Source organism: Pseudomonas mandelii (assembly GCF_024138395.1).
In the GTDB taxonomy this organism is placed as follows: Bacteria; Pseudomonadota; Gammaproteobacteria; order Pseudomonadales; family Pseudomonadaceae; genus Aquipseudomonas; species Aquipseudomonas mandelii_E.
The window spans coordinates 22,674-44,007 of sequence record NZ_JAMYDU010000025.1 but is presented as its reverse complement, the minus strand read 5'-3'; the positions used below and the strand labels follow the sequence as shown (position 1 = coordinate 44,007).

17 protein-coding genes and 2 pseudogenes are annotated in these 21,334 nt (G+C 54.8%); 5 read left to right on the top strand and 14 right to left on the bottom strand.

Translation table 11 applies throughout. The annotated features are described in order from the left end of the window. Positions 1-27: 27 nt before the first annotated feature. The 6 genes from NHU87_RS24430 to NHU87_RS24405 form a co-directional block, all read right to left on the bottom strand. Positions 28-3,468, bottom strand: coding sequence for a beta-ketoacyl synthase N-terminal-like domain-containing protein (locus NHU87_RS24430; RefSeq protein ID WP_253553096.1), 3,441 nt, complete (start codon positions 3,466-3,468; stop codon positions 28-30). 81 nt (positions 3,469-3,549) lie between these two features. Then, positions 3,550-4,635, bottom strand: a complete 1,086-nt coding sequence (locus NHU87_RS24425) for an acyl carrier protein (RefSeq protein ID WP_253553094.1) — start codon at positions 4,633-4,635, stop codon at positions 3,550-3,552. A gap of 117 nt (positions 4,636-4,752) precedes the next feature. Further along, the gene (locus NHU87_RS24420) at positions 4,753-6,516 is read right to left on the bottom strand and encodes an FAD-dependent monooxygenase (RefSeq protein WP_253553093.1); all 1,764 of its coding nucleotides are present in this window, start codon (positions 6,514-6,516) and stop codon (positions 4,753-4,755) included. A 3-nt stretch (positions 6,517-6,519) separates the two neighbouring features. Continuing rightward, complete coding sequence (locus NHU87_RS24415) at positions 6,520-7,131, bottom strand: HAD-IB family hydrolase (RefSeq protein WP_253553092.1); 612 nt, start codon at positions 7,129-7,131, stop codon at positions 6,520-6,522. After that, positions 7,121-8,641, bottom strand: coding sequence for a class I adenylate-forming enzyme family protein (locus tag NHU87_RS24410; RefSeq protein WP_253553091.1), 1,521 nt, complete (start codon positions 8,639-8,641; stop codon positions 7,121-7,123). The genes NHU87_RS24415 and NHU87_RS24410 overlap by 11 nt, the downstream gene beginning before the upstream one ends. 80 nt (positions 8,642-8,721) lie before the next feature. After that, positions 8,722-9,735, bottom strand: coding sequence for an SDR family oxidoreductase (locus NHU87_RS24405; RefSeq protein WP_253553090.1), 1,014 nt, complete (start codon positions 9,733-9,735; stop codon positions 8,722-8,724). 511 nt (positions 9,736-10,246) lie between these two features. On the opposite strand from NHU87_RS24405, the gene NHU87_RS24400 reads away from it, so the two are divergent. Then, entirely contained in the window at positions 10,247-10,843 is a 597-nt protein-coding gene (locus tag NHU87_RS24400) for a TetR/AcrR family transcriptional regulator (RefSeq protein WP_253553089.1), read from the top strand. A 119-nt stretch (positions 10,844-10,962) separates the two neighbouring features. Here the strand turns inward: NHU87_RS24400 and NHU87_RS24395 are convergent, their stop codons facing one another. Beyond that, positions 10,963-11,409, bottom strand: a complete 447-nt coding sequence (locus tag NHU87_RS24395) for a DUF411 domain-containing protein (RefSeq protein WP_253553088.1) — start codon at positions 11,407-11,409, stop codon at positions 10,963-10,965. 417 nt (positions 11,410-11,826) lie between these two features. On the opposite strand from NHU87_RS24395, the gene NHU87_RS24390 reads away from it, so the two are divergent. Continuing rightward, positions 11,827-12,354: a hypothetical protein gene (locus tag NHU87_RS24390; RefSeq protein WP_253553086.1), complete on the top strand. Its 528-nt coding sequence runs from the start codon at positions 11,827-11,829 to the stop codon at positions 12,352-12,354. 48 nt (positions 12,355-12,402) lie between these two features. Here the strand turns inward: NHU87_RS24390 and NHU87_RS24385 are convergent. Further along, positions 12,403-12,513: pseudogene (locus NHU87_RS24385) on the bottom strand (aldo/keto reductase); the annotation flags it as partial. Here NHU87_RS24385 and NHU87_RS24380 point away from each other — a divergent pair. Continuing rightward, positions 12,514-12,703 (top strand): annotated as a pseudogene (locus NHU87_RS24380) (LysR substrate-binding domain-containing protein); the annotation flags it as partial. It lies immediately after the preceding pseudogene. On the opposite strand, the gene NHU87_RS24375 reads toward NHU87_RS24380, so the two are convergent. From NHU87_RS24375 to NHU87_RS24355, 5 genes are read right to left on the bottom strand one after another with little or no spacing between them, the layout of a single operon-like run. Further along, the gene (locus NHU87_RS24375; RefSeq protein ID WP_253553085.1) at positions 12,692-13,651 is read right to left on the bottom strand and encodes a GNAT family N-acetyltransferase; all 960 of its coding nucleotides are present in this window, start codon (positions 13,649-13,651) and stop codon (positions 12,692-12,694) included. The pseudogene NHU87_RS24380 and the gene NHU87_RS24375 sit on opposite strands and share 12 nt — an antisense overlap. After that, positions 13,648-14,940 (bottom strand): phenylacetate--CoA ligase family protein, encoded by a 1,293-nt coding sequence (locus NHU87_RS24370; RefSeq protein ID WP_253553084.1) that lies wholly within the window; start codon positions 14,938-14,940, stop codon positions 13,648-13,650. Before NHU87_RS24370 ends, NHU87_RS24375 begins: the two co-directional genes overlap by 4 nt. A gap of 42 nt (positions 14,941-14,982) precedes the next feature. Then, on the bottom strand, positions 14,983-17,385 hold the full coding sequence (locus tag NHU87_RS24365) for an aldehyde dehydrogenase family protein (protein WP_253553083.1): 2,403 nt from the start codon (positions 17,383-17,385) through the stop codon (positions 14,983-14,985). 1 nt (position 17,386) lies between these two features. Continuing rightward, on the bottom strand, positions 17,387-18,517 hold the full coding sequence (locus tag NHU87_RS24360) for an acyl-protein synthase (RefSeq protein ID WP_253553082.1): 1,131 nt from the start codon (positions 18,515-18,517) through the stop codon (positions 17,387-17,389). 22 nt (positions 18,518-18,539) lie between these two features. Continuing rightward, positions 18,540-19,781, bottom strand: a complete 1,242-nt coding sequence (locus NHU87_RS24355) for an MFS transporter (RefSeq protein ID WP_253553081.1) — start codon at positions 19,779-19,781, stop codon at positions 18,540-18,542. 194 nt (positions 19,782-19,975) lie between these two features. Here NHU87_RS24355 and NHU87_RS24350 point away from each other — a divergent pair, with 194 nt between their 5' ends. Continuing rightward, on the top strand, positions 19,976-20,281 hold the full coding sequence (locus NHU87_RS24350; RefSeq protein ID WP_253553120.1) for a hypothetical protein: 306 nt from the start codon (positions 19,976-19,978) through the stop codon (positions 20,279-20,281). Between the two features lie 102 nt (positions 20,282-20,383). Then, positions 20,384-20,572 (top strand): hypothetical protein, encoded by a 189-nt coding sequence (locus NHU87_RS24345; RefSeq protein WP_007901365.1) that lies wholly within the window; start codon positions 20,384-20,386, stop codon positions 20,570-20,572. Here NHU87_RS24345 and NHU87_RS24340 read toward each other — a convergent pair. Then, a complete protein-coding gene (locus tag NHU87_RS24340; RefSeq protein WP_253553080.1) occupies positions 20,562-20,963 on the bottom strand; it encodes a fe2+ zn2+ uptake regulation protein in 402 nt (133 codons plus the stop codon). The genes NHU87_RS24345 and NHU87_RS24340 overlap by 11 nt on opposite strands. Between the last annotated feature and the right edge of the window lie 371 nt (positions 20,964-21,334).

Genomic DNA, 21,334 nt, shown 5'->3' with positions numbered 1-21,334 from the left:
GCTGGAAAGGGAGATCAATTCAATGCCTCAGGCAGCGGGAGCGGATTGACTCAGCACTTGAGCCGTAATATTGGCTTGGCCAATTTTTTCGCCCCGGTTGAACAGATCGATATAGACACGGTTGGTTTTGAATGGCTGATCCTGCGCGTCAAAACCGGTTTGCGGTGCCAATGACAGCGGGCTGTTCCTGGGGATTGGCCGATCCAGGGTGAAACTCAAGGCCAGCAGATTCATCGGGGTGTTGAGTGGAATCCGCAGATAGCTGTGGGCAATCTGCATGTAGCACTGGCGGGCGACTTCGAGGAAATACACCATCGAATAGTGCTCGGGGTCGCCCTCCTGGAAGAAGTGCTCATCCGGCAACTTGAGCGTGTCCACGCTCAAGCCCTGAGCAATGCCGCTCATCTCACTGACGATGACGTTTTCTTCTCTGGCCTTGTGCAACAGGGCCTTGTCGCGGCAACGAGTGGCAGTGAACTCGCCGGCGGGCGATGTCTCGAACGCCGAGCTGTAGGCCATCCCAAGGACACAGGTGCACATCAGCTTTCCGGCCTGCATCACCTTCGCATTGAATACCTGGGGGTCTTGGCCTTGTTCCACATGCAGATCAATCACACCCTGCTTTTGTACGTATTGCTGGAACTTGATAGTCAGGGTTTTGACATAGGCGACTCGCCCGCTCAGTGGGGGCATGGCGAGTTCAATCAGTTGCAACACGCCCTCAAGCAATAAAATGCCGGGGATGTGATCAAGAGGGTGATCGAAGAAATAAGGGTGCGCTTCATTCACCACGAGCTGGGCGTGCAGTGACTGGGGGCTGCGCTGGACGTTGGCGATCACGATGTTTTCCGGGCAACGTTGCCAGTGCGCCGGGCGCTGGATTTCAGCGCCACGGTGCAGGGCAAAAAGGCTCTCCATCGCGCGAACCCGGACACGCAGCCCGGAGAGCAGGGTGTTGGTCAGCGTGTCGCTGAGTTGCAGCACGTCGACGCCGTCGTTTTGCGGTTCACGGACAACGCTGACAGGACGGGCAGGCGGGATGACCTGTTGCAGTTCGTGGGGAGCCGAGTGAGCAAAACGCAACGTGAAGGGATGCTTGATGGCAGGGGCGGGCTCGGCCGCCGGGCTCCATTCCTGAAGCTTTTCAGTGAATAACCACATCACTGCCTTGCCGGCTTCGCGCACCTCGATCACCGTGTGAGCCGACGCACTCAGCATCACCGCCAGCAGGGTTTCGACACCACTGGCTTCTGCCAGAAAGCCGGTCATCTCCTGCAGTGATCCGCTTGCAGGAGTCGCATCAGGCCGCAGCTCGCAGACTTCAATGTTCTGGTAATGACGGCGCTCTTTGCCCAGCAGTTGGCAAGCCTCATCCAGCGAGTTCGCGGCATGGGCGAGGACCGCCGCGCGGATCACCAGCAAAGGTTTGTCGCTGGAATCCGGTTGATAAGGACGCAGCGCAATCAGCCCCAGTCCTTCACCTTGCGTGGTGGCGGAATGTCGGGCGCGTTCGATCTCGATTTCAGCACTGATAAAGCGCCCGGCACCGAGCAAGAGCGTGGTAATGCCCTCCTTGAACCATTGCTGCGATGCCAACAAGGTCTGCCAGAACAAGCCTGGGGTGCCGACCAGTGTTTGATGGAAACCCTTGAAGTCAAAAATCTGCGCCGGGTAGCCGGATAACATATTCGGCAACATGGTTGCCACGTCCGCCACCTCCACGCCCGGTGGCATGCCTTGAGCCCGGCCGTAAAAGTTGTGAGCGCTGCTATACGCATTGCTGAAGCGTTCCCCACCCATGTTGCAGCACATGACCATCGCCGTGCCGGATGAGCCGGCTACACCCGGCAGGCGTCGCAGTAAATGGTTGACGCGATCGGTGATCAACAGCTTGAACGGATCGACATGGGCCAGCGGTTTGGGGCCCATGCCGAAACCGTCGATATCAATGACGCGATCCTGCGCCAGGAATTTTCCCAGTAACGGCTGAGCTGGAGCCGCGGTGTAATCAACGAAGCGCCCATAAGGGAAAATGACTGAAGGTGCTGCTGGCTGATCGAGCTGTTGCTTGAATGACTGCAATGAGCAATGACTGCCGATCGCCGCTTCAGCCTCGACAATGGCCAGGTCCAGCATCAGCACGCCGGGGGTGGTTAAAGGACCGGCCAGCTTGGCGGCGGGGCGGCTGTCGGGAATGTACTCATCCACCACCAGATGCGCATTGGCGCCACCAAAACCAAAACTGGAGATGCCGATCCGGATTGCCGACTGACGATCAGCAAGGGGCTGTACCTGCTCTGTGGCGAGCTTCAGGCAGGTCTCGTCGACTTTTGCGCTGGGACGGTAGTCGGGCTGAGGCGGAATACCTTTGTGCCGCAAGATCATCAACGCCTTGGCGAGCGAAGCGCCTCCGGCGGCGGCCAGTGGGTGACCAATGACGGACTTGATCGAACCGATGGTAATTTTTTTGCCGTCTGTGCGGTGTGGGGCAAAGAAGCTGTTCAACGAGCCCAGCTCTGTCGCATCACCCAGCGGTGTGCCGGTGCCATGGGTCTCGATGTAATCCACATCATTGGGATCAAGACCAATATAGGCACGCTGGTAAGCCGTGTACTGGGCCTGTTTGCCAGGGGCAAACACGGAGCCTTCGGCGCCGTCGGCGGAAAGTCCCAATGCCCGCAAAACCCCCAGGGGGCGGCGCTGCGCAATCAGGGCCTGGGATAGGGGTTCGACCAGAAAGGCGACTGCACATTCGCCCGGCACAATGCCGTCAGCGTCCTGGCCGAACGCCTGCATTTGGGCCCGGGAGGAAAAGGCGGTCAACTGCGAGAACCCCAGGAACAACGCCGGTGGCAGCACGGTGTTCAATGCCATGACAATCGCGTTATCCGCCTGTCCGCTCTTGACCAAGGCTTGAGCCATATCGATTGCATAGGGGAACGAACTGCAGGCGGTGTCTACCGATAACGCCGGACCACCGAAGGCAAACGCCGCTGCCAGCTCAGCCACTTGTTCACCCGGCGTATAGCCTGGGGATGAAGAGCTCCTTGGGGCATCGGCTTTCGCGGACATGCCTATGACGAAATAACTCTCGTCACTCCAGGACGTCGCGACCACCAAGGCGGTGCGTTCCTTGATCAGTGCCGAGCCTTGTCCGGCAAGCTGGGTGAGGAGCGCCTGGAGTACTTTCTTGCCGATGGCGACTTGCCGTCCTTCATGCCGTGAAGGAATTGATACGTCATCGGTCAGGCAAAAAGCACTGTCCAGGTAAACGCGATCCTTTTCACCTGTTTTTGCTGAATAGATCGACGCCTTGTTCAGTTCCCAGCGTGTCAGCATCGAATGGATGGGCGCTATCTGCCCTTGCGAAAGCAAGTGCCAAAGCGCATCCGTTGACGGTGCCCCAGGAAACTCGCCAGCCATTGCGCTGAAGCAAAAATCGCCCTCTGTTGTTACCGCGCCACTCATACCCTGTCTCCTGGTTGCCAAATGCTGGGTGATCTGTTCGATCACCCGGATTCCATGCCATTTTTTTCAGCGGCTCAGTGCTCAGCTCAGTCTTGTCAGAAGCGCCAAGGCGTCCTGCGGCGTACGACGCGACATCAGCGCTTCACCGGCAAACTCGCTGGCGGAGCACTGTTGCGCCATTGATTGGCAGAGCGCTTCTCGGGCGAAACCGTTGAGCCCCAACTGTGCAAAGGGCGTCTCAATGTCGATCGACTGCGGGGCGTCCGGGATCAGGGGTGACAGGGAGTTGAAAAGCAGATCGCTCATCTGCCCGTGAGCGTCCGTTGTGGCAGGTGATTGCACTTCAGAGGGGGTTGCTGATGTCGACTCGGGGCTGGCCAGGGCGGCTTTAATCAGGGCGATGGTTTCCTGTGGCAACTTGGCGTTGGCCAGCTCAGTGCTGTGGGCCTTGAGTTGCGGCCACAAGGCGACGACCGACTCCAGAAAGTCCAGCTGTACCAGGGAGTCCAGGCCCAGGCTTTCATAGCTTTGTTTCAGGTCGATCTGCTCAACGGTAAAACCGGTGATATTCGCCAGTTGTTCAATTACCCATGCTTCGACATCCACGGCAGGCGCCTGCGGATCGGCTTCAAGCCGCGCGAGCAAAGCGGTAGGCGTGGGGGCATTAAAGAGCTGCGAAGTGAGTTCTTTCTTTTCCGGAAAGTGCTGGCCCAGGGATTCGAAAATATCGACCAGCCCAAGAGAATCGATACCCAGACTCTCGAAACTTTGATCGAAGTCGATCTGTTCCTTTTTGAACCCTGTGACCGAGCTTATTTCACTGCGCAACCATTGCCCGTAGCTCAGTGCAGGTATTTGTTCAGCAACAGGTGCCGATGCCAGTATTACCGAGTTCGAGTGTACGGGCTCCAGCACCGGAAGGTTTTTAGCGACGGGAGCTTCAATCCCATTGGCATAAACGCCCTCGAGGACTTGTTGATGAGCATTGAAGTAATGCGCGGTGACGGATTCGGCCTGCTCCAGCACACGCATCAATATAGATTCTTTTGCTACATTGGATTCGCAAAGTGAATCAATGATCTTTTCTGAAAGAGAGAAATAGCTATGAGCTATTTTTCCATTGGACACGATGAATTCCTGCACAACATCGTTGAGTTGGAAGCGCATGAGGTTCTCCTAACCAAAGTCGGTCTAGTTTTCTATAAGTACGAAATCAAAAGTCATGGCCCACGAGTGGGCCTTGTGTGAATCAATGAGCCAAACTGGAAGTAGCGATATAGAGACTTAGAGTTGGAGTTGCACTGCGTCGATCTCGAAAGATGTTGTTTTTTTGGCGCCCTTGAGCAGCCCGGATCTTACGTTCAGATAAGTGAAGAGCGTCATTGCATCGGCCCCCTGGAAAGCGATGTAGCCGTCAGGGCGAATCAGCATCAACGTGCCCTCTTTGGCATGGTAACGCTTGTGCAACCGCCAATCGGGGTCCAGCAACGTCGAGTGCCAGGAAGGCAGCTCGGCGCTATTGAGTGCATCAATAACGCAATAAGCCTTGATGCCTGGGTAATCCTTCTCCACCGACTCGGCCAGCGAGTAATAGCCCGGTAACAAAGGAGAAAACTGATCGGCTGCGCTGAAAATCAACAGCGTGAAAGTTCCGTGGAACAAGTCGATCAAATGTTTTGGTGGCATACCTTGCAGTTGCCACAACTCAACATCGGGAGCCAGTTGACCTGCGCGAGGCACAGAGGCCTGAAATTCGGATTTCTTGCCTTTTTTGTTCCAGTTCTTGCGCTGCTTTTTCGTCAGTGATTCTTGAATGTAATCACTTTTGCCGTAGTGGTACTGATGGCCGGAAATCATCGAAGGCAGTTTGCGCTGAACCTTGCGCCGGTTGCTCAGCAGTGGCAGAACATTGTCGCGCAGCCAGACGAGGGCGCGGTGCTTGACGGTAATCAGGCCGGTCAGTCGGTGTGCCGTGTTCTCGACTTCCAGGGCGACCGGGTAGCGCTCGTCGTTGTAGCTCTCCAGCAATGATTGATCCGCCAGGCCCTGATCGACATAGGCCATTTTCCACGCCAGGTTATAGGCCTCGGAAACCCCAAGGTTCATCCATTGGCCACCGATCGGGCTGCCAATATGCGCCGAGTCGCCCACCAGAAACACGGAGCCCTGTTGCATCGACTGCACGCGGCGATGTTGAAAAGAGGCGATGGTGGTCGATGAAATATTGGACAGCGTCATCTTTTGCCCGCGTCCTTCGCACAACCGCTGAAAGTTCTCCAGGCTCAAGGACGGGCGCTCGCCTTCAGGTGGCAGGTTGTAGGGCATCTCGATGAAAAGTCGATAACGGGATTGGTCGCTGATCGGCGCGACCGCCACATAACCGTCCTGTGCACCGAGGAAGAAAGCGCCTTCATCCTTGCTTCCAGACCACTCGATGTCGGCATCGGCGAGCATGAAGAATCGGTCGTAGGACGATCCTTCGAAGGTCATATCAAGGCGTTTTCTGATGTTGCTGCGAGCACCGTCGCACGCGACCACCCAACGACTGGAAAAGGATTCGTCGCTGCCGTCCGCATGATGAAGCGTCATCTGCACTGATCCCGGCTGGTTTTCTATATCGACCAGCTCGGTATTCCACTCGACATCGGCTCCCAACGTGTTCAGTCGCTCGAGCAGAATCTTCTCTGTTTGCGGCTGTGGCAGGCTGAGGAGCAGGGGATAGGTAGCATCCAGGTTGGAGAAGTTGTAGTTCAGCACCCGTTTGGCGTTCGACTGCACCGAAAATTGATTGATCGTGAACCCGTCGTTGATGGCTTGATCGGCAACACCCAGATCCCGAAAAATTTCCAGGGTTCTGGAGTGGATGGCCATCGCTTTGGTAGCGGTCGAGGGACCGGCATTCTTTTCAATAATGCGAAAAGAGACGCCCCACTTTTTCAGCATGATTGCCAGGGACAGGCCAATAGGGCCGGCGCCTACGATCATGACTGTCGGGGTGTTACCGGGTTGCCTGAAGTGCTTGGGGGCCAAAGTGCTCAGCGTGTTCATCTGTCAGTACCAGTTTCTGTAGAAGGGAGAGTTGGCAATGCCGAGAAGAGCATCGTCACCCGATGAATCTCCGTAGGCATAAATGTAAAAGTCATCAAGGTTGCTCAGGCAGCTTTTAAGCCGTGTGACTTTTTCTCTCTCAACACAGTTGGTCCCGGATATCCCGCCCGTCAGTTTGTTCTTTGCAGTCGCCAGGCGGGTGCCGCAGACATAGTCAAAACCCGCTGCCTGTCCCCAGGGAATCAGATAGTTCTCCGGCGAGTTGCTGACCAGCGCAGTGACATGCCCCATGGATTGATGCCATTGCAGCCGGCGCAGGGCTTCGGGCCTGAGCCAGAGTGGTAGCTGCTCGGTAATGAAGTACTTGGCATGCTCTCGCTCTTGCTCGACTGACAGACCGCCCAGGTAACAGGCGATGAACGCCAATCGGGCTTGCATCAACGGCGTGATACCAAGGATCACACTAAGCATTTTGGGCAGCAGGGGAATGATCCTGAGCCAGAACGTTCGGGTGCCCACGATAAAACGCATGTAGCGCCAGAACGTGTGTCGGTCGGTCAATGTGCCGTCAAAGTCGAAAACGGCCAGTACCGGTTGTGTGGCATTAACTTGCATGAATCTCTTCCTTGAGAGAGATGATCTCGATGGTTTTGGGCAACTTGAAGCCCGAGAGGTAGCGCGAGAGCAGGGTAGAGACAGTGCTTTGAGTCACGTCACCGCTCCCTTCAACGCACAGGTGCAGTACGTTGACCTCTTTGTTGTCCGGGACGATGTAAGCTTTTGCGCGCAACACGTCCGGATGCTTCAACGCAATGGATTCGATTTCAGTCAGGTCGACCATTTGCGCTTTGATCTTCGAGATTCGCAGGCGTTGGCAATAGAAGAACACATGTCCATCGTCGTCCCGCCAGACCAGATCACCCGTGTGCAGCCAGCCATCACGGAAGAACCGGGCATTGGCGTCCTCTGCATCGTTATAGCCGTCAATCACCATCGAGCCGCGTATCAGCAGTTCGCCGATACGTCCAGGTACGACATCCCGCCCCTCGGCATCAACGACCCGCAGTTCTACGCCCCTAATCGGTTGACCCATGGCGCCGCGATGGACCTTGCCGATCGAGCTCTGGACAATCACCGGCATGCTCTCGGTCAATCCATAGCCTTGCAGCACCGGATTGCACCCCAACAGCCGACCCAGTTTCTCGGCTTCGTCTGCCGGTAGATGGCTGCCACCCGAATAAATCATCAGTTGCGGGTGCATCGGCAAAAGCGCGCCTTTGCGTTTGGCCAGTCGCGTATTGAAGTAGCGAATGACGTCCGGCACCAGGCAGGCAAAGGTGACCTTATGTTGCGACAAAACTTCTGCCAGATCCCTGTTGAGCAGGGTATTGGTCATTAACAGGGTGGCGCCCACACTCAAGGGGAAAACCATCATCACGGACAGTCCGAAGATGGCATACAGCGGCAGCGTCACCAGATGAACGGACCCGACGCCTTGAAGATGAAACTGCTCATGCAGCCCATCGCTCGATTGCGTCAGGTCAAGGTAGCGGTGAGAAACGGCCAGCGGTTTACCAATGCCCCGATAAGTGAACTGTACCGAGACGATCGGATTGCCCTCGGGCAATAACAAGGGCTCGGCTTGTCGAGGAAGCCGAGAATCTGCCGTTGCGTTGCCGGGCAGGGGCGATGACGGCTCGCTTGCGGCGTTCAACACCAAGGAGTGCCGAACGCCGTAGGCAGGCTGAAATATCTCGCGATGCTGCTCGAACAGCGTTTCGGTCGTCACTACCAGCGTCGGTCTGGCGATGCTGATGACGCTGTCCATTTCGAATGGCGTCAGTTTGTAGTTGAGGATGACCGGAACCGCACCGCGCCCGATGATCGCCAGATAGTAGGCGATGAACTCCACCCCATTGGGCAGAATAAGCGCAACTTTGTCGCCCGATAATACATTCAATGCTTTGAGGGCACCGTTGCACTCTTCAGCTTTTATTCGCAAACCTCGGTAAGTGACAGTTTCTTCTTCCGCGTCCAGATTCCTGACAGCAATGTGATCAGGGAAAGACTTTGAAAAACCGACGAACCGATGCAGAAAACCTTCTTTATAGGAAAGGCTTTTCATTTACCAACCTCTCTCAATCCTTGAATTTTATGGTTATACAAAAAGTATTACAGAGGCAGGCTGTATATGAGTTTTTTCAATTACGCATCTGTGTAGTTGTTTTTCCGATACCAGTCCAGCGTATCGCTCAATGTTTCAGCTACGGGGCGGAAGTTGCACTTCAGCTCCTGTAAACTTTTGTGATGACTGAAATGGGTGCGCCCTTGCTCTTGCTCCATGAGTTTGACAGTGGAAGTACTGATGAGTACCGGTTTTTTGGTAATTCGATAAAAGCCTTCATACATCAAGGCAATGATGCGCAGCATGAACAGGGGTACTTTTCGCTCCGGTGCTTTCACACCACTGACACTGGAAAGTGCCTGGAAAATACTGCTCATGTCCATATGATTGCCGGCCGCCAGATAACGTTCTCCGGATCTGCCGCGTGTGATGGCCGCGAGTTGATGTTCCGCCACATCCCTGGCATCTACAACGGAAAAACTTCCAGGCAATACGCCGGGTAATTTCTTTCCGACAAAGTCGAGCAGGAACTGTCCTGATGAGGTGGGGCCGATATCCCCGGGGCCAAACATCCAGCCCGGTAATATCATGGCGATGAACATGTCCGGGTGCTGCAACAGAAATTCCTGAACTTTTTGTTCAGACATTATTTTACTCAAGTAATAATCGTCAGCCTCCGACTCACTGCGAGACATTGTTTCATCGATGACTTGATCTCTGTTGCCCTTCAATACTGCAATGGATGAAGTATGTACTGCACGACGGATGCCAGCGGCATAAGCGGCTTGCAGTAGGCGCTCGGTCCCGGTCACATTAGTGTCATACAGTTTCTGCCAGTGCTTTCCGCCTTTGTAACTATCGCGGAAATAAGCGGCTGTATGAAACAACGCATCACAGCCTTGTAAGGCATGGCTGAAGGCATCGACATTGAGCATGTCGCCTTCGACAAATTCGACAGGCAGATTGCCGAACTGCTTCCGGGCTTTTTCGACGGAACGGACCAGCGCTTTTACTTTGATGTTTCGCTGTAAAAGCGCATGAACCACATTATTACCGAGCAGGCCTGTAGCGCCTGTAACAAAGGCATATTCCATTAAAAATCCAGCTCCTGTGAGTAACCTGCTACTGCTATGAGATTGATGTCACCGGGTTCGATGCTAGATCAGGTGCTGGTACATCAACGGTGGCAAGTAAAAACCATTTGGTATCTGAAAATCAAGTGGTATTTCATGACAGTTGCAAAGGAGAGGTCATTGAGCCCGATCTAAAACTCGAAAATTCAGCGGTTTAGAGCGTTGTGCCCATCGGCTGCCTCCCTGAAGGGCTCACCCCACAGCGTGGCAGGGGAAGCACATCGACCTCTTCAAGAGTTGTAAACGCTTGCAATACCAACGAAAAATCCTCGGGGAGGAGTCTATTTGGATCCCTCCTCGGCGAGGTCAATACATGGCATTTACATGGCACTTCTTAAAAGTTTAAGCGTAAAGTTATTAAGAAGGCCTGGTATAAGATATGATAGTTAAAACAGATTTTGCGCAGTGAGTAGCAGGTCTGTTTCATCCAGTTGCAGATTGATTTTTTGTTTGGCTAAAAGGAGCCGAAGGCGTGATTAAAAAGAGATTAGGTCGAGAAGAAAGCCAGCAAGTAACAAGAGATAAATTGTTCGACACCGCCACTGATCTTATGGTGAGGAAAGGCTTTCACGCGGCCAGCGTCAACGCTATCTCCGAGGAGGCCGGTTTTTCGAAGGGCGCATTCTTTTCAAACTTTACCAGTAAGTCAGACTTGCTTCTGCAATTGACTCAGAGGTTCAAGAGAGTTGAAATAGATCGATTGAGCGTTACCCTGAGTTCGGGGTATTCATCTGAACAGCTGACCCATGGGTTGAATGCTTATATTGACACACTTAAAAATAATACCAGCTGTGCGATTCTTGATGCTGAGCTGCAACTGATTGCCTTGCGCGATGAAGAGTTCTCAACGCATTACTACGATCTGCATCAGGAAAATAGTGAAGCCTTGGGCAAACTGATTACCATCATCTTTAATCATGCAGGCAAGAAGCCTCCTTTGGCGTATGCCGCTCTTGCAAGAACCTTCACCGCCCTGTCGGAAGGTTTGATACTGCAAGGACATAAAGATCCGGCCTCTGAAATAAAACTTGTGTTGAACTCGCTTATCCAGACAGCAGAGCCTTTATAGTACGCTGCCATTCTCGTGATACATCCGGCATGTCCGGGGCTCAGACCTCGGACAGGATGCGAAAAGGCCCCTCTGTGTTCATGCCCAGAGTTTCAGGCCATCTTCACCCGCGCCGAACATCAATGGGCGGGGTAGTCCGCCACCACCACATCAGTGCCATCCTTTTTCAGACCGATCACTTGATAGGCATCGCTCACGCCATCCGTTTCCATGCCGGGCGAGCCCATGGGCATGCCAGGAGCGGCAACACCCAACAGATCGTCCCGCTTGCTCAAGGCCAGTACTTGATCGGCCGGCACATGGCCTTCGACGAATTTGCCGTTGATCAAGGCAGTGTGACAGGACGCCAGGCGAGGTGGCACGCCGTGTTGTTGCTTGAATTGGCTCATGTCGGCTTCGAGGTGGTCTTCAACTTTGAAACCGTTGGATTCCAGATGGCTGACCCATTTTTTGCAGCAACCGCAGTTGGCGTCGCGGTGAACTTCGATGGGAATCAAGTCGGCGGCCTGGGCGAGGGAGGAGATGAAGAGGGCGCTCAAAGCGATCAGACGCAGGTAGGTTCGCATGGGAATCTCGTCTTGGGTTGCGGCAAAAAATGTATTTTGACCTGAAAATCGGGGCGTCGAAAGGGTATCGGCTCGCCAAGGTGAAGCGTTAGGTACGATCGTACACGATCTGCCTGAGGTGATGAAGAAATATCCTCATTGATACAAGCACTACTAACCAAAGAGTACAAAAGCCTGATGAGTTATCTGCCCCTATCGAAAAGTTCATGTAGGCCCATGAAGCCAAGCGATTTTGGTTATGTGTCACAAATGTACAAGAATTGTAAAAAGCGGAAATATCTGTTGGTGACGTTAGAGCGTGCATCGATACTCGCCCGCACTTAACTCGGTTAAACAAGGAACTTTTATGGTCGCCTCACAAGGACGTCTGTGTATTTTGGATAATCAGCATTCCGTCACGCAGCCGGGAGCCCGGTCATGACAATCGGCTACACAGGTGCCTGGACTAGCAAGGCAGGTTTACTGGTCAAGGATATGGGCAACGGCAAGCCTGTGGCTCATAGCGCCAGGGTCAAGCAGATGCTGGCACTGGTGGGGACCAATCCCAATGCGCTGAATACGGCGAAAATGGATGAGCAGAAACTGCACAGGAACATCAAAGGCTTCGATCCGGAGAATGTCTCCGCCAAGCAACTGGGCAATCTCAGTGCTTTCTTGAGAGGCAAAGGCCTGATTTCCGATATTACTTCGATGACCTTGCTTAACGCCGGTGACAAGTTTGATCGTTTTGGCGTACAGAAAGACCCGGATGCGAAGTTTAATGCACTGGAGTATTTCGCCACGCAACTGGACACCATTCAGAACAACAATATCAAGGGTGACAAGTACGCCGCTGGCCTGATCCCTGAATACAAGACGGCGATCTACGTATTGCAGAACTTGCAAACTTACGGCAAGGGCAACGGTACGACCCCGACCGACAAGGGCGTCCAGTCCAGGGCGTGATATTTGCCAGCACTGGCCCGCTCAACTATCGAACGGGCCAGACACTTGTTACTGGTCAAGCAACTTCATGACTTCTTCCGAATAACGCAGGCCTGCCGTCGCCTTGGCCGGGAATATCGCTTCTAGGGCCCGCAACTCTTCGCGGCTCAGCTTCACGTCCTCGCCCGGCTGCTGAAGGAGGGGCGATTGGTCGAGGTCCTGAGGGAGATGCCGCCACCGGATATGCCGTTGACGGCGCTCTATCCTCCTCACCGCCAATTGTCCCGACGAGTACGTGTGTTCGTCGATTGGATAGGAACTCTGTGCGCAGTCGGCTAATGGTTTTAACAGACAAGACTCATGCGGCTGAGCGGGTGCCGACAGGAGTGTCGGTGCAGTGGGTTCTCATTGCGTTGGCGCTCTGTTGTAAGTCGTCATGCAAATGTTGCATGTGCGCGCAGTTCAGGTTGAGGGATCGAACCTGCACGCCTCGATGAAACAATGCGAACCAGCCATTGCCGCCTGGCGTGGGCATCAGGCCCGTGAAGACGAAGCCCAGCGTCGAAAAATTGCGCAGGTTCCGGGGAAAGTGCCGGGACAGTTCGAGTCGTACCGATATCAGCCAGTGCTTGGGCAATTGCCAGAGTTGCCCAAGCAAATCTTTGTTTAAATATTGAATGACAATATCGAGCCGATGCTGGTGTTGCTTGATCTGCAAGGGCATCGCGGGGCGCGACTTATTGTCCTGATGGGTTCCGAATACCGAGCTCAAGTGCAGCATCAACGCACGGCAGTTTTCGGGCCAGGGAATGTCGGGGAGCGGACGCCTGTGTCCGCCAATCATGTGATAGCCCATTACGATGGTTTCCGGTAGCGGATCAGCAAATGGCGAAGGAACATAATCGGGTAGCAGGCCCGTGCTGAGGAAGCCGATTTTTTCTGCCATGCGTTGTGTGTAGGGATGGTGAGTCACTTGCTTGATCGAAACGCTCTCTAGCCCCAAAGAGCCTGATTGCATCAATAGCTCCCGACCCAGACGAGTCGCGATGCTTTGCCCCTGCGCGGCGGGATGCACCACGCTGAGAGCCAGCTCCGCAGTATTGGAATGCACAGTTCGGTACAGCGCGGCGTGCCCCAGAACATGTGCATCATCCACCGCTAACATCGATTGCCAGCGACCCTCGGCATTGTGCTGATTGATCATATGCGGCAGGTAGACATCCGGCTGAACGTAATGATCGCCATAGACTTCGCGAAACAACGTGCTCACGGCATTAGCGTCACTGGGGCGGTAGGGTCTGAAAATCAAACGAGTCATCGCACAGGCTCCAACGGGGAAATGTCATACATCCGCAAATCCATCACTCGTAATTGTTTGCCCGAACGAGGGTGAAGCTTCAGGTCCAGGGGCGCGCAAGGCAGCACCCGCAGTTCCAGCAGACCGTCACGGCTCAGGTCCTCGATGATGGGGTAGTGGGCAATCAGCGCCTCATGCAGTGCCCGGCGCACCGGTTCAACGGTTTGCGATCGAGGTTCGGGAACCCATTTCACGCTCAATAGATCCTTGTGGTCGATCTGCTCGATCAGCAATTGCCATTGCTCGCTGTGGGCAACACGCCGAACGATCTGCTGTATGTCTTCGATAAACAGCGACAGCACACCTACTCGTACCCGCTGACTGTTGGCACTTCGCCCTTTGAGTGCAAATTTACGCATCGGGGTTGCGCTCGGTTCACGCCAACAGGCACGGTCGCCTACCGGGTAACGCAGCAACGGCATGAGCCGGCGCGTCAGGTTGGTCAGCACCAACAATCCTGTGCGATCACATTCTTCAATCACTTCACCCATGTGTTCATCGACGATTTCCAGCACTGTATGTTGATCGAACACCCGATGTTCGCCCAATGCGCAATCGCGATTGCTGGCACCTATGAGCCCTGCATCTACGCTGGCATAGCCGATAGAGGCAATACGCGCGTTGGGGAACACTTCTGCGAGGATTAGCAACTGCGGGGCAAACAGGCTTTCGCCGCCATACAATATTGTCTCGATCCCGCACAACACTCGCCGATGCTGCGCCAGGTAGGCCGCGAATCGCAGTAACTGCGCCGGTACTCCGGCCAGGACGTTGATCCGGTGTTGCCCGATGGCAACCGCCAAGACGTCCAGATCGACTTCTCCGGTAAACGGAAATTCACAGATGGATCGTCCGACATGGGCCAGAGAGTCGTGGATGAACAGAAAACTGGCGTAGAGATCCCCTGAAAAGAACAGGTTGGCGACCCGGTCACCGTTGTTCAGTTGAGATGAGAGGCTGGCGCCGAAAGTACTGACCAATGTGTGCCATTCCTCGTAGGAGTACACCGCAAGTTTGCCCTGACTGGTCGAACCTCCTGTCTTGAATATCAGCGCATCATCGACGTTTCCTGTCAGCACCGGCCAATGGTTCAAGTCGTTGCTGCCAACCCAATAGTTGGCGACGTCAGTCAACGGTAAATCTTTTAAAGTAATACCTTTCGAAGGTAAATGTTCCAGGTGTTTACTGTAGAAGGGGGAATGTTGTCTTATATAAAATACTAGCTGTTCAATCGAATAGGTTGGTTCCATTGGGCTCTCTTTTTATATTAGGCATCAGGGTGGAAATAGTTTTTATTTTCTATGGTCGATAATTAAAGGGGTTTTGCCGCTGTGTTTGTTTTTGGTAAATGCCTGTTCGGCGCATGTCGTCACTTCCACAATTAAAAGTGCGGCACTCACTGCGTTAGCCAAGGCTTCATGGGTCAGCAGTTTTTCTCGTACCCAGGCGGCATCTGCCTCCGCTCGAACTTGCATTCGTTCGACTCCGCTGGCGGCGTGGTCCAGAACAATTTGTATAGGGACTCCCACACTATCTTCCAGCGCCGGAGGGGAAATGAATTCCGTGCCAATCCGTACCAGTTTGCCGTGCCGCTGTAGCAGTTCGAATCGCGGCGTCTCCAGTCCGCAAGGGCAGGTTCCAGGTATCCAGCGGCCAGTGTCGCCGATGTCATAGCGGTGCACGCGCTGACCTTGTCGGGCGCGGGAGGTAAATAGCAGACGGCCGATCTCGTTGGCTTGTACCGGTACATCCTCTTCAAGCTGAACGATTTCCAGATGCTGGGTTTCGCACATCAAGTGAAAAATACCATCTCCCGTCGCCCGGCAAGCATGCCCCAGAGGACCCGCATCGACGGAACCATAGAGGGCAGAACGAATGGTCGACACTGCGCAACTTTCCATCAGGCGCTGACTGGCCTCACCCGGATGCTCACCGCCAAGGAACACTTTGGCGATACCGGCATAGTCGCGAAGTCGGGCCTGCTCTTTGAAAAACAGACGATGCAGCGTACTGGGCATGCCGATCAGCACGGTGACACGCTGCTCCACGATCATTCGGGCGATTTCACTGAAGTCATCGTCCTGGGGAGCCCCCATGGGCAAGTGTGTGACTCCCATCTGTTCAAGGACATTCGAAAAACTGAAAAACCCCCCGTACAGATTGCCGCCATAGAACAGGTTCATCACCCGGTCCTGTGACGGATCGAGCCCGGCAGCAAACATGCCATCAGCCGCGGCGCGCATTTGTCGTTGAAAGTCTCGATAGGTGAAACCGGCCAGGGTCGGCGTTCCGCTGCTACCGCCGGAGCGGAAGTACAGCTGTGCAGCGGGGCTGATCGGCTGAGTCATGAAGGCGGCTTTGTCCATGATCGGGCCATGGGCTGTTTCAGGGGCCGACGGCAGCGGATCGAGCGTTGCGCGACCAGTCGAGACATCAGCAGCCAGGCTCACGGAGAGGCGGCGACTCAGACGCGACAGCGCATAAACACCATCGTGAGGCTCGCCGGCGTAGCCATCGTGAATCGTCTCGCAAGGAGCAATACGAGTGACGCCGGCGTTGACCAATGTACGAACAATCCCGGGTGTGTCTGCCGGGGAGGCTATCAGCGCGCAGCTTTGCAGGACCGTTCGCCACGGCAACAATGATTCGGCGAGCAAATGCCGTGGGACTGGCTTGAGCAGCACTGTACGAAACAGCGGTGATGGCGCGAGGCTCTGATGATGCTCCCAGATGACGCGCCATCCGGGGCCGCTCCAGACTTGACCGGTCTGATCGGTAAAACATTGGTCCAATCGCGCCATGGCCGTATGGGTGGTGATTTCCGATGCTTCCTGATCTGTCGGGAGCAGCGCCGGCCAATGAGAGGCGCGACGTCTGAATGCTTCGGCGAGACGTTCCCCCAAGTCTCGCAGGAGGGTTGGATCATTGCTGTCTACCAATACCCATTGAGGGCTGGAGCACGCTTGTTGATCCAGTCGACAGACTTCATCCACCAATGCATCGAGCGCCGCAGGATTCGCCGCTTCAGGTGACAGATAGGCGAGGCTGATCTTGTGTCCCCAATCGATCCAGCGGCATCCCGCCGGGATCTGTTGGCGGATCGCCTTGAGCGCTGTTTCACCGCCCCAGGCCGATACCCCGTCTGCCGTGGTGCAAAGTCGAGCTATCTGTGAGGTGTCAACGGGCAGAACCGCAACGAATTCTGCGAGTCTGCCGCTGCTGTCGCATTGCACAAGGGCGGCCAGCAACCGAGCACTCAAACCTTCATCGCTGGTGCTGGGGCGCAGCCAGTTGATATTGCCGGCCAGCAGGCTTTCGAGTATTGCGCAGAACGCCAATAACGGCGCATTGCCTGGGGTGATATGCACTACCAGCCCCAAAGGATGCCAGCTTTCGAAACATGGCTGCCGATAGTCGATACGCCGCAGCGAACGCGGTTGCAGACCCAGCTCTCGCTCAAGTTTTGTCTCCAGGTTGCTGCGCTGGCAAAAATCGATCAGCCCCTGACAATGATCGTCATCGAGCGTCAGGTCCAGGCTGCGAGCCTGCAATTGCGTAGCAAAATGAGTGGCGGACTCGATAACGATGTCACTGTCGATCGGTGCAGCCAGCAATCGGGGTAATTGTTTTTGCAGGAGGTCGAGTGCGCTTTCCAGGGTAACGACGTCATGGAGTTGGCCATTGATCAGGTACATATCAAGCCCTCCCGATCAGTTCTGAAGCGGCCATGGCGCAGCTGCGACTGGCAGAGGTGCCGGCACGTCCATGGAGCTCGAACCAATCGGTTGGCAGGCCGCATCCGCAACTGGCGCCGGGATGCAGTGTCGCCAGATCGCCCATGACTACGGCATGGGCAGGGCTCGACGAAATGTACGGCGAAACAAATTCCAGCAAGCCGCGCTGGCCGTAGGGCTGAACAGTGAAATCGGATGGGTTGCGCACAAAAACCTTCGAATAAATCGGGACATGAAAATGATGGTGAGAACACTGGATATAGGGCACGGCATGCTCTACGGCGCCGTAGCCGTCCCGACAACGAGAGAGGTCGATGCCCAATTGCCGATTGATTCGGGCATACAGCTGATGCAGGGGTATCTCCTGTGCTGCCTGGGTTTTCCAGCCGCCTCCCAGAAATACCAATGACTGGTCGGGCAACTGCAAATTGGCCACGCAGGTGTCTTCCATGTGCTGCAGCGCATGAGAAAGAAACGCCGGAAAACCCAGGATGCGAACGGGCAATCCTTCCTCGACAAACTCCTGCAAGGCCCGAATCACACCAAAAAGGTCGAACGCGTGGCCTTTGCCGGTGAGGCGCAAGCCATAAGCGACACGGTTGACGGGGGCGTAGCTGCAAAGAAACTGATCGGTATAGGCAGTGCCCAAGGTGATGGCCGCCTTGGGCTCATAGCTCAGGAGCAGGTAATTGCAGGGGCTGTCCGGGGTATCCCAGCCGTAGTGCCGGAAAATGTGGTTCACCATGCCTTGTGCCGCGGCCATGCTGCGATGGTCGTAGCGCATGCGACTCTTCTGGCCGCTGGTGCCGGATGATGTGAGCTCCAGCGCCCCTTCGCCTGTGGGACCGAACACCAAATGACGTTTGAAGTAATTGGCGAAAATCGGCGGCAGCCTGGACCAGTCATCCAATGTCTCCAGGGCGTTGGCATCCAGGTCATTAGCGTTCAGCCAGCGTTCGTATCCGGGCGTGTGATGACAATGAAACAAACTGATTTCCCCCATGGCCCGGTTGAACAGGCCTTCCGGCACGGAATCCAGGCAATAAGGTTGCGTTAACGCACAAAGCGCATCGGTGTGAGGTAGATGGATCATCAAAAGACCTACTGATTTGGTGTCAGACCGTAAGCGGGATGTGAGAACGGCGCAGAAATGGTCTCAGGGGCACCAGGCACAAAAGGCCCATGAGACCGACCATCAGAGCGAAGGCCTCAAGACTGTCACCGGCGCCCAACGCAGCGATAATCGAGCCGCCCCCACCCATGACAGCGATGGAGATCATGCCGATCGCGGCTGAAACCAGCCCTTTACTGTCATCGCTGGAAAACAGCGCAAGCCGGTACAGCGCAGCGTTGCTCATGCCCAGGCCAATGGCGTAAAGCGACAGGCAACTGATCAACAGGAGCGTAGAAGCACCGGTGAAAGTGATGACGGCCAATGCGATGAGCCCGCCGCAAAATGGCCAGAGCGCGTATCGAATCAGTTGAGGCAATTCAGTGTTGGCAATCAACTGGTTGAGTATCAAATTACCGAGAATGACTGCCGCAAATACCGGGATCTGCCATAGGCCGTACTGCAAAGTGGAAAGTCCCTGGTTCTGGATCAGCAAGAGTGGCGCGAGCCCGATCCAGGCAATCAACGGCAGACTCATCAGGCCCAAGGCGATGGTGGCGCGCAGGAATTGCGTGTTGGTGAGCAAAGCAGCGTAGCGGCGTACCGTGCCGCCCCATTCAAAGGGCACGGCAGCCAGCCGTTGCCCGTCCTGGCGCAAGGTGTCCACGGTTTCCGGCATGAACCAATACAGCCCCAGCCAGACCATCGCGCCGCCGACACCCAACAGTAAAAACAGCTCCCGCCAAGAGAGCCACTCCAGCATCAGGCTGCCGAGCAATGGACCCAACAGCGGGGAGAGCAGTGCAACGTTCCCCAGCAATGCCATGATCTTGACTGCGTCGGCTTCACAGAAGACTTCTTGCAGGGCTGGATAACTGACCGCGATGACAAATCCCAATCCCATGCCTTGAATCAGGCGCAAAGCATTGAAAACAAGGATGCTCTGCACGTAAAACGCCGCGGCACAGGCTAGAGCGAATAGCGCGCAGCCGATGAGCAGCATCCTGCGACGACCGAAATGATCGGACAGCGGACCGATAAGCCATTGCAGAAGAATGCCGCCAATCAAGTAAAGGTTGAAGGCATAAGGAACGTGGCTCGGACTGGCATCCAGTTGACGAGTTACAGTCAACATGGCGGGCATGATCATATCGCTGCCCATATAAGTCAGCAGTTCGAAAAGAGTAATCGCAAGGCAAAAACCAAACAAATGATGAGGGCTGATATTGATTAAAGGTTTGAACATGACATCCCTGTTTTACTCGTGGTTTGAGGATTGATTTATTTGTGATGTATCGAGAATAGACATCGATAGCGAACAGCTCAAATGCATGATTGAGACTTAAAGCTTCAATGGTTTTCGCTATATTTCGAGTTGGGGGAGGAAGTCGAAAAGCAATAATTACGGTGGATTAAACTGACAGACGGATGAGAATAGTCATGTACGAAAAATGCCCGCTAGAGAGCGGGCATTTCTTCAGTGGAGCAGAGATCGGTTGTTTTCTTACAAGTGAACGGCTGAATAGGCGTTGTTTACGTCAGTCATTCAAATTATCAATGTTGATAATAGCCAGGTCCGCCACGGTCGTAATTGTGGCCGTCATGCCAGCCGCCGTGGGGAAAAACGATGCAGCCACTCAGGGGCAGGAGAGCGAGCAGGGGAATCAGCCGTGTGATTCGACGGAACATTTTGAAATCCTCATGGGTTATCGCCGCAATGAAGTCAAAACTCTTCATCGGCTGTAACATGAGACCCTGTTTGCAGCCCCTCATTCCCGCAGAACGGTAGGGGCTTGGCATGCAATCGGATACAAACCGGATATATTTTTTTTGGTTCAGGAACCCGCAATGACCCAGTCGCAACGTTTGAAATACTCGATTCTGATTTCCCTGGTGGTGCTGGGGATCATGTTCGGCCTTTCCTGGCTGCAAAACGCAGGGATCATCACAGAGCAGTTGTTCCAGTACATCGCCATTGGCGTGGCGGTGCTTGTGGTGGTGATCAATGGCGTGATGCGTCGCAAGGTCAAGCCTTGAGCGACGCCCCCTGGCCGGATTGCTCGCTATAAAGGACAGCGGCAGCCTGTGGATGCAGGCTGTAGCTTTTGTCCGGATTGAGGGTGATCACGCCTTCGCCGCACAAGCGTTTCAACACTTCACGGACACTGAGAAAGGACAGGGGAATGTCCAGGTCCAGCAAGTGGCTGTGCACGCCACGCACTCCCAGGCTGCGGTCGCTTTGGGCGGCGGTCAGCAAGGCGTCGATGACTTTCAGGCGAATCAGACTGGTTCGCAGGCCAAAGCTCTTGAGCAGAAACCTGATCCGTTCGTTACCGTGGCGTTCGGCTGGTTGATTGAAAGCGCCGGAGCCCAGAGTGCTGGCCTTTGGTGCATGGCTACCGTCCGTTGGCAGTTGCGAGTCGTACATGCAAAAACTCCTTTTCAGAGCCTGATCCGGAAAAATGTGATGGGTGCTCTCAATCAATAAGACGAACGAGCCAGGCAAATAATGAAGACCCGCATGTAGAAAATTTGTCGCCGTTGCGTCAGCGGCCCGTGAGCCGGGCGCGGGGATACCCTCAAAGGCTTAAATTTTTGCTGTTTGCTTCGTTTTAAGGGGAGGCGCATTGCGTAATGTCAGTCAGTTAAGCAATTTCAGCCGCGACGCACCTCTTTGTAGCAGCTGCCGAGCTCGCGAGGCTGCGTTCGGCTGCGAAGCAGTCGCAAAATCAGAAATTGCAATGGGTCAGGCAGACCGCGTCCGCCGAATTCACGACTGCTACGCAGCCGAACGCAGCC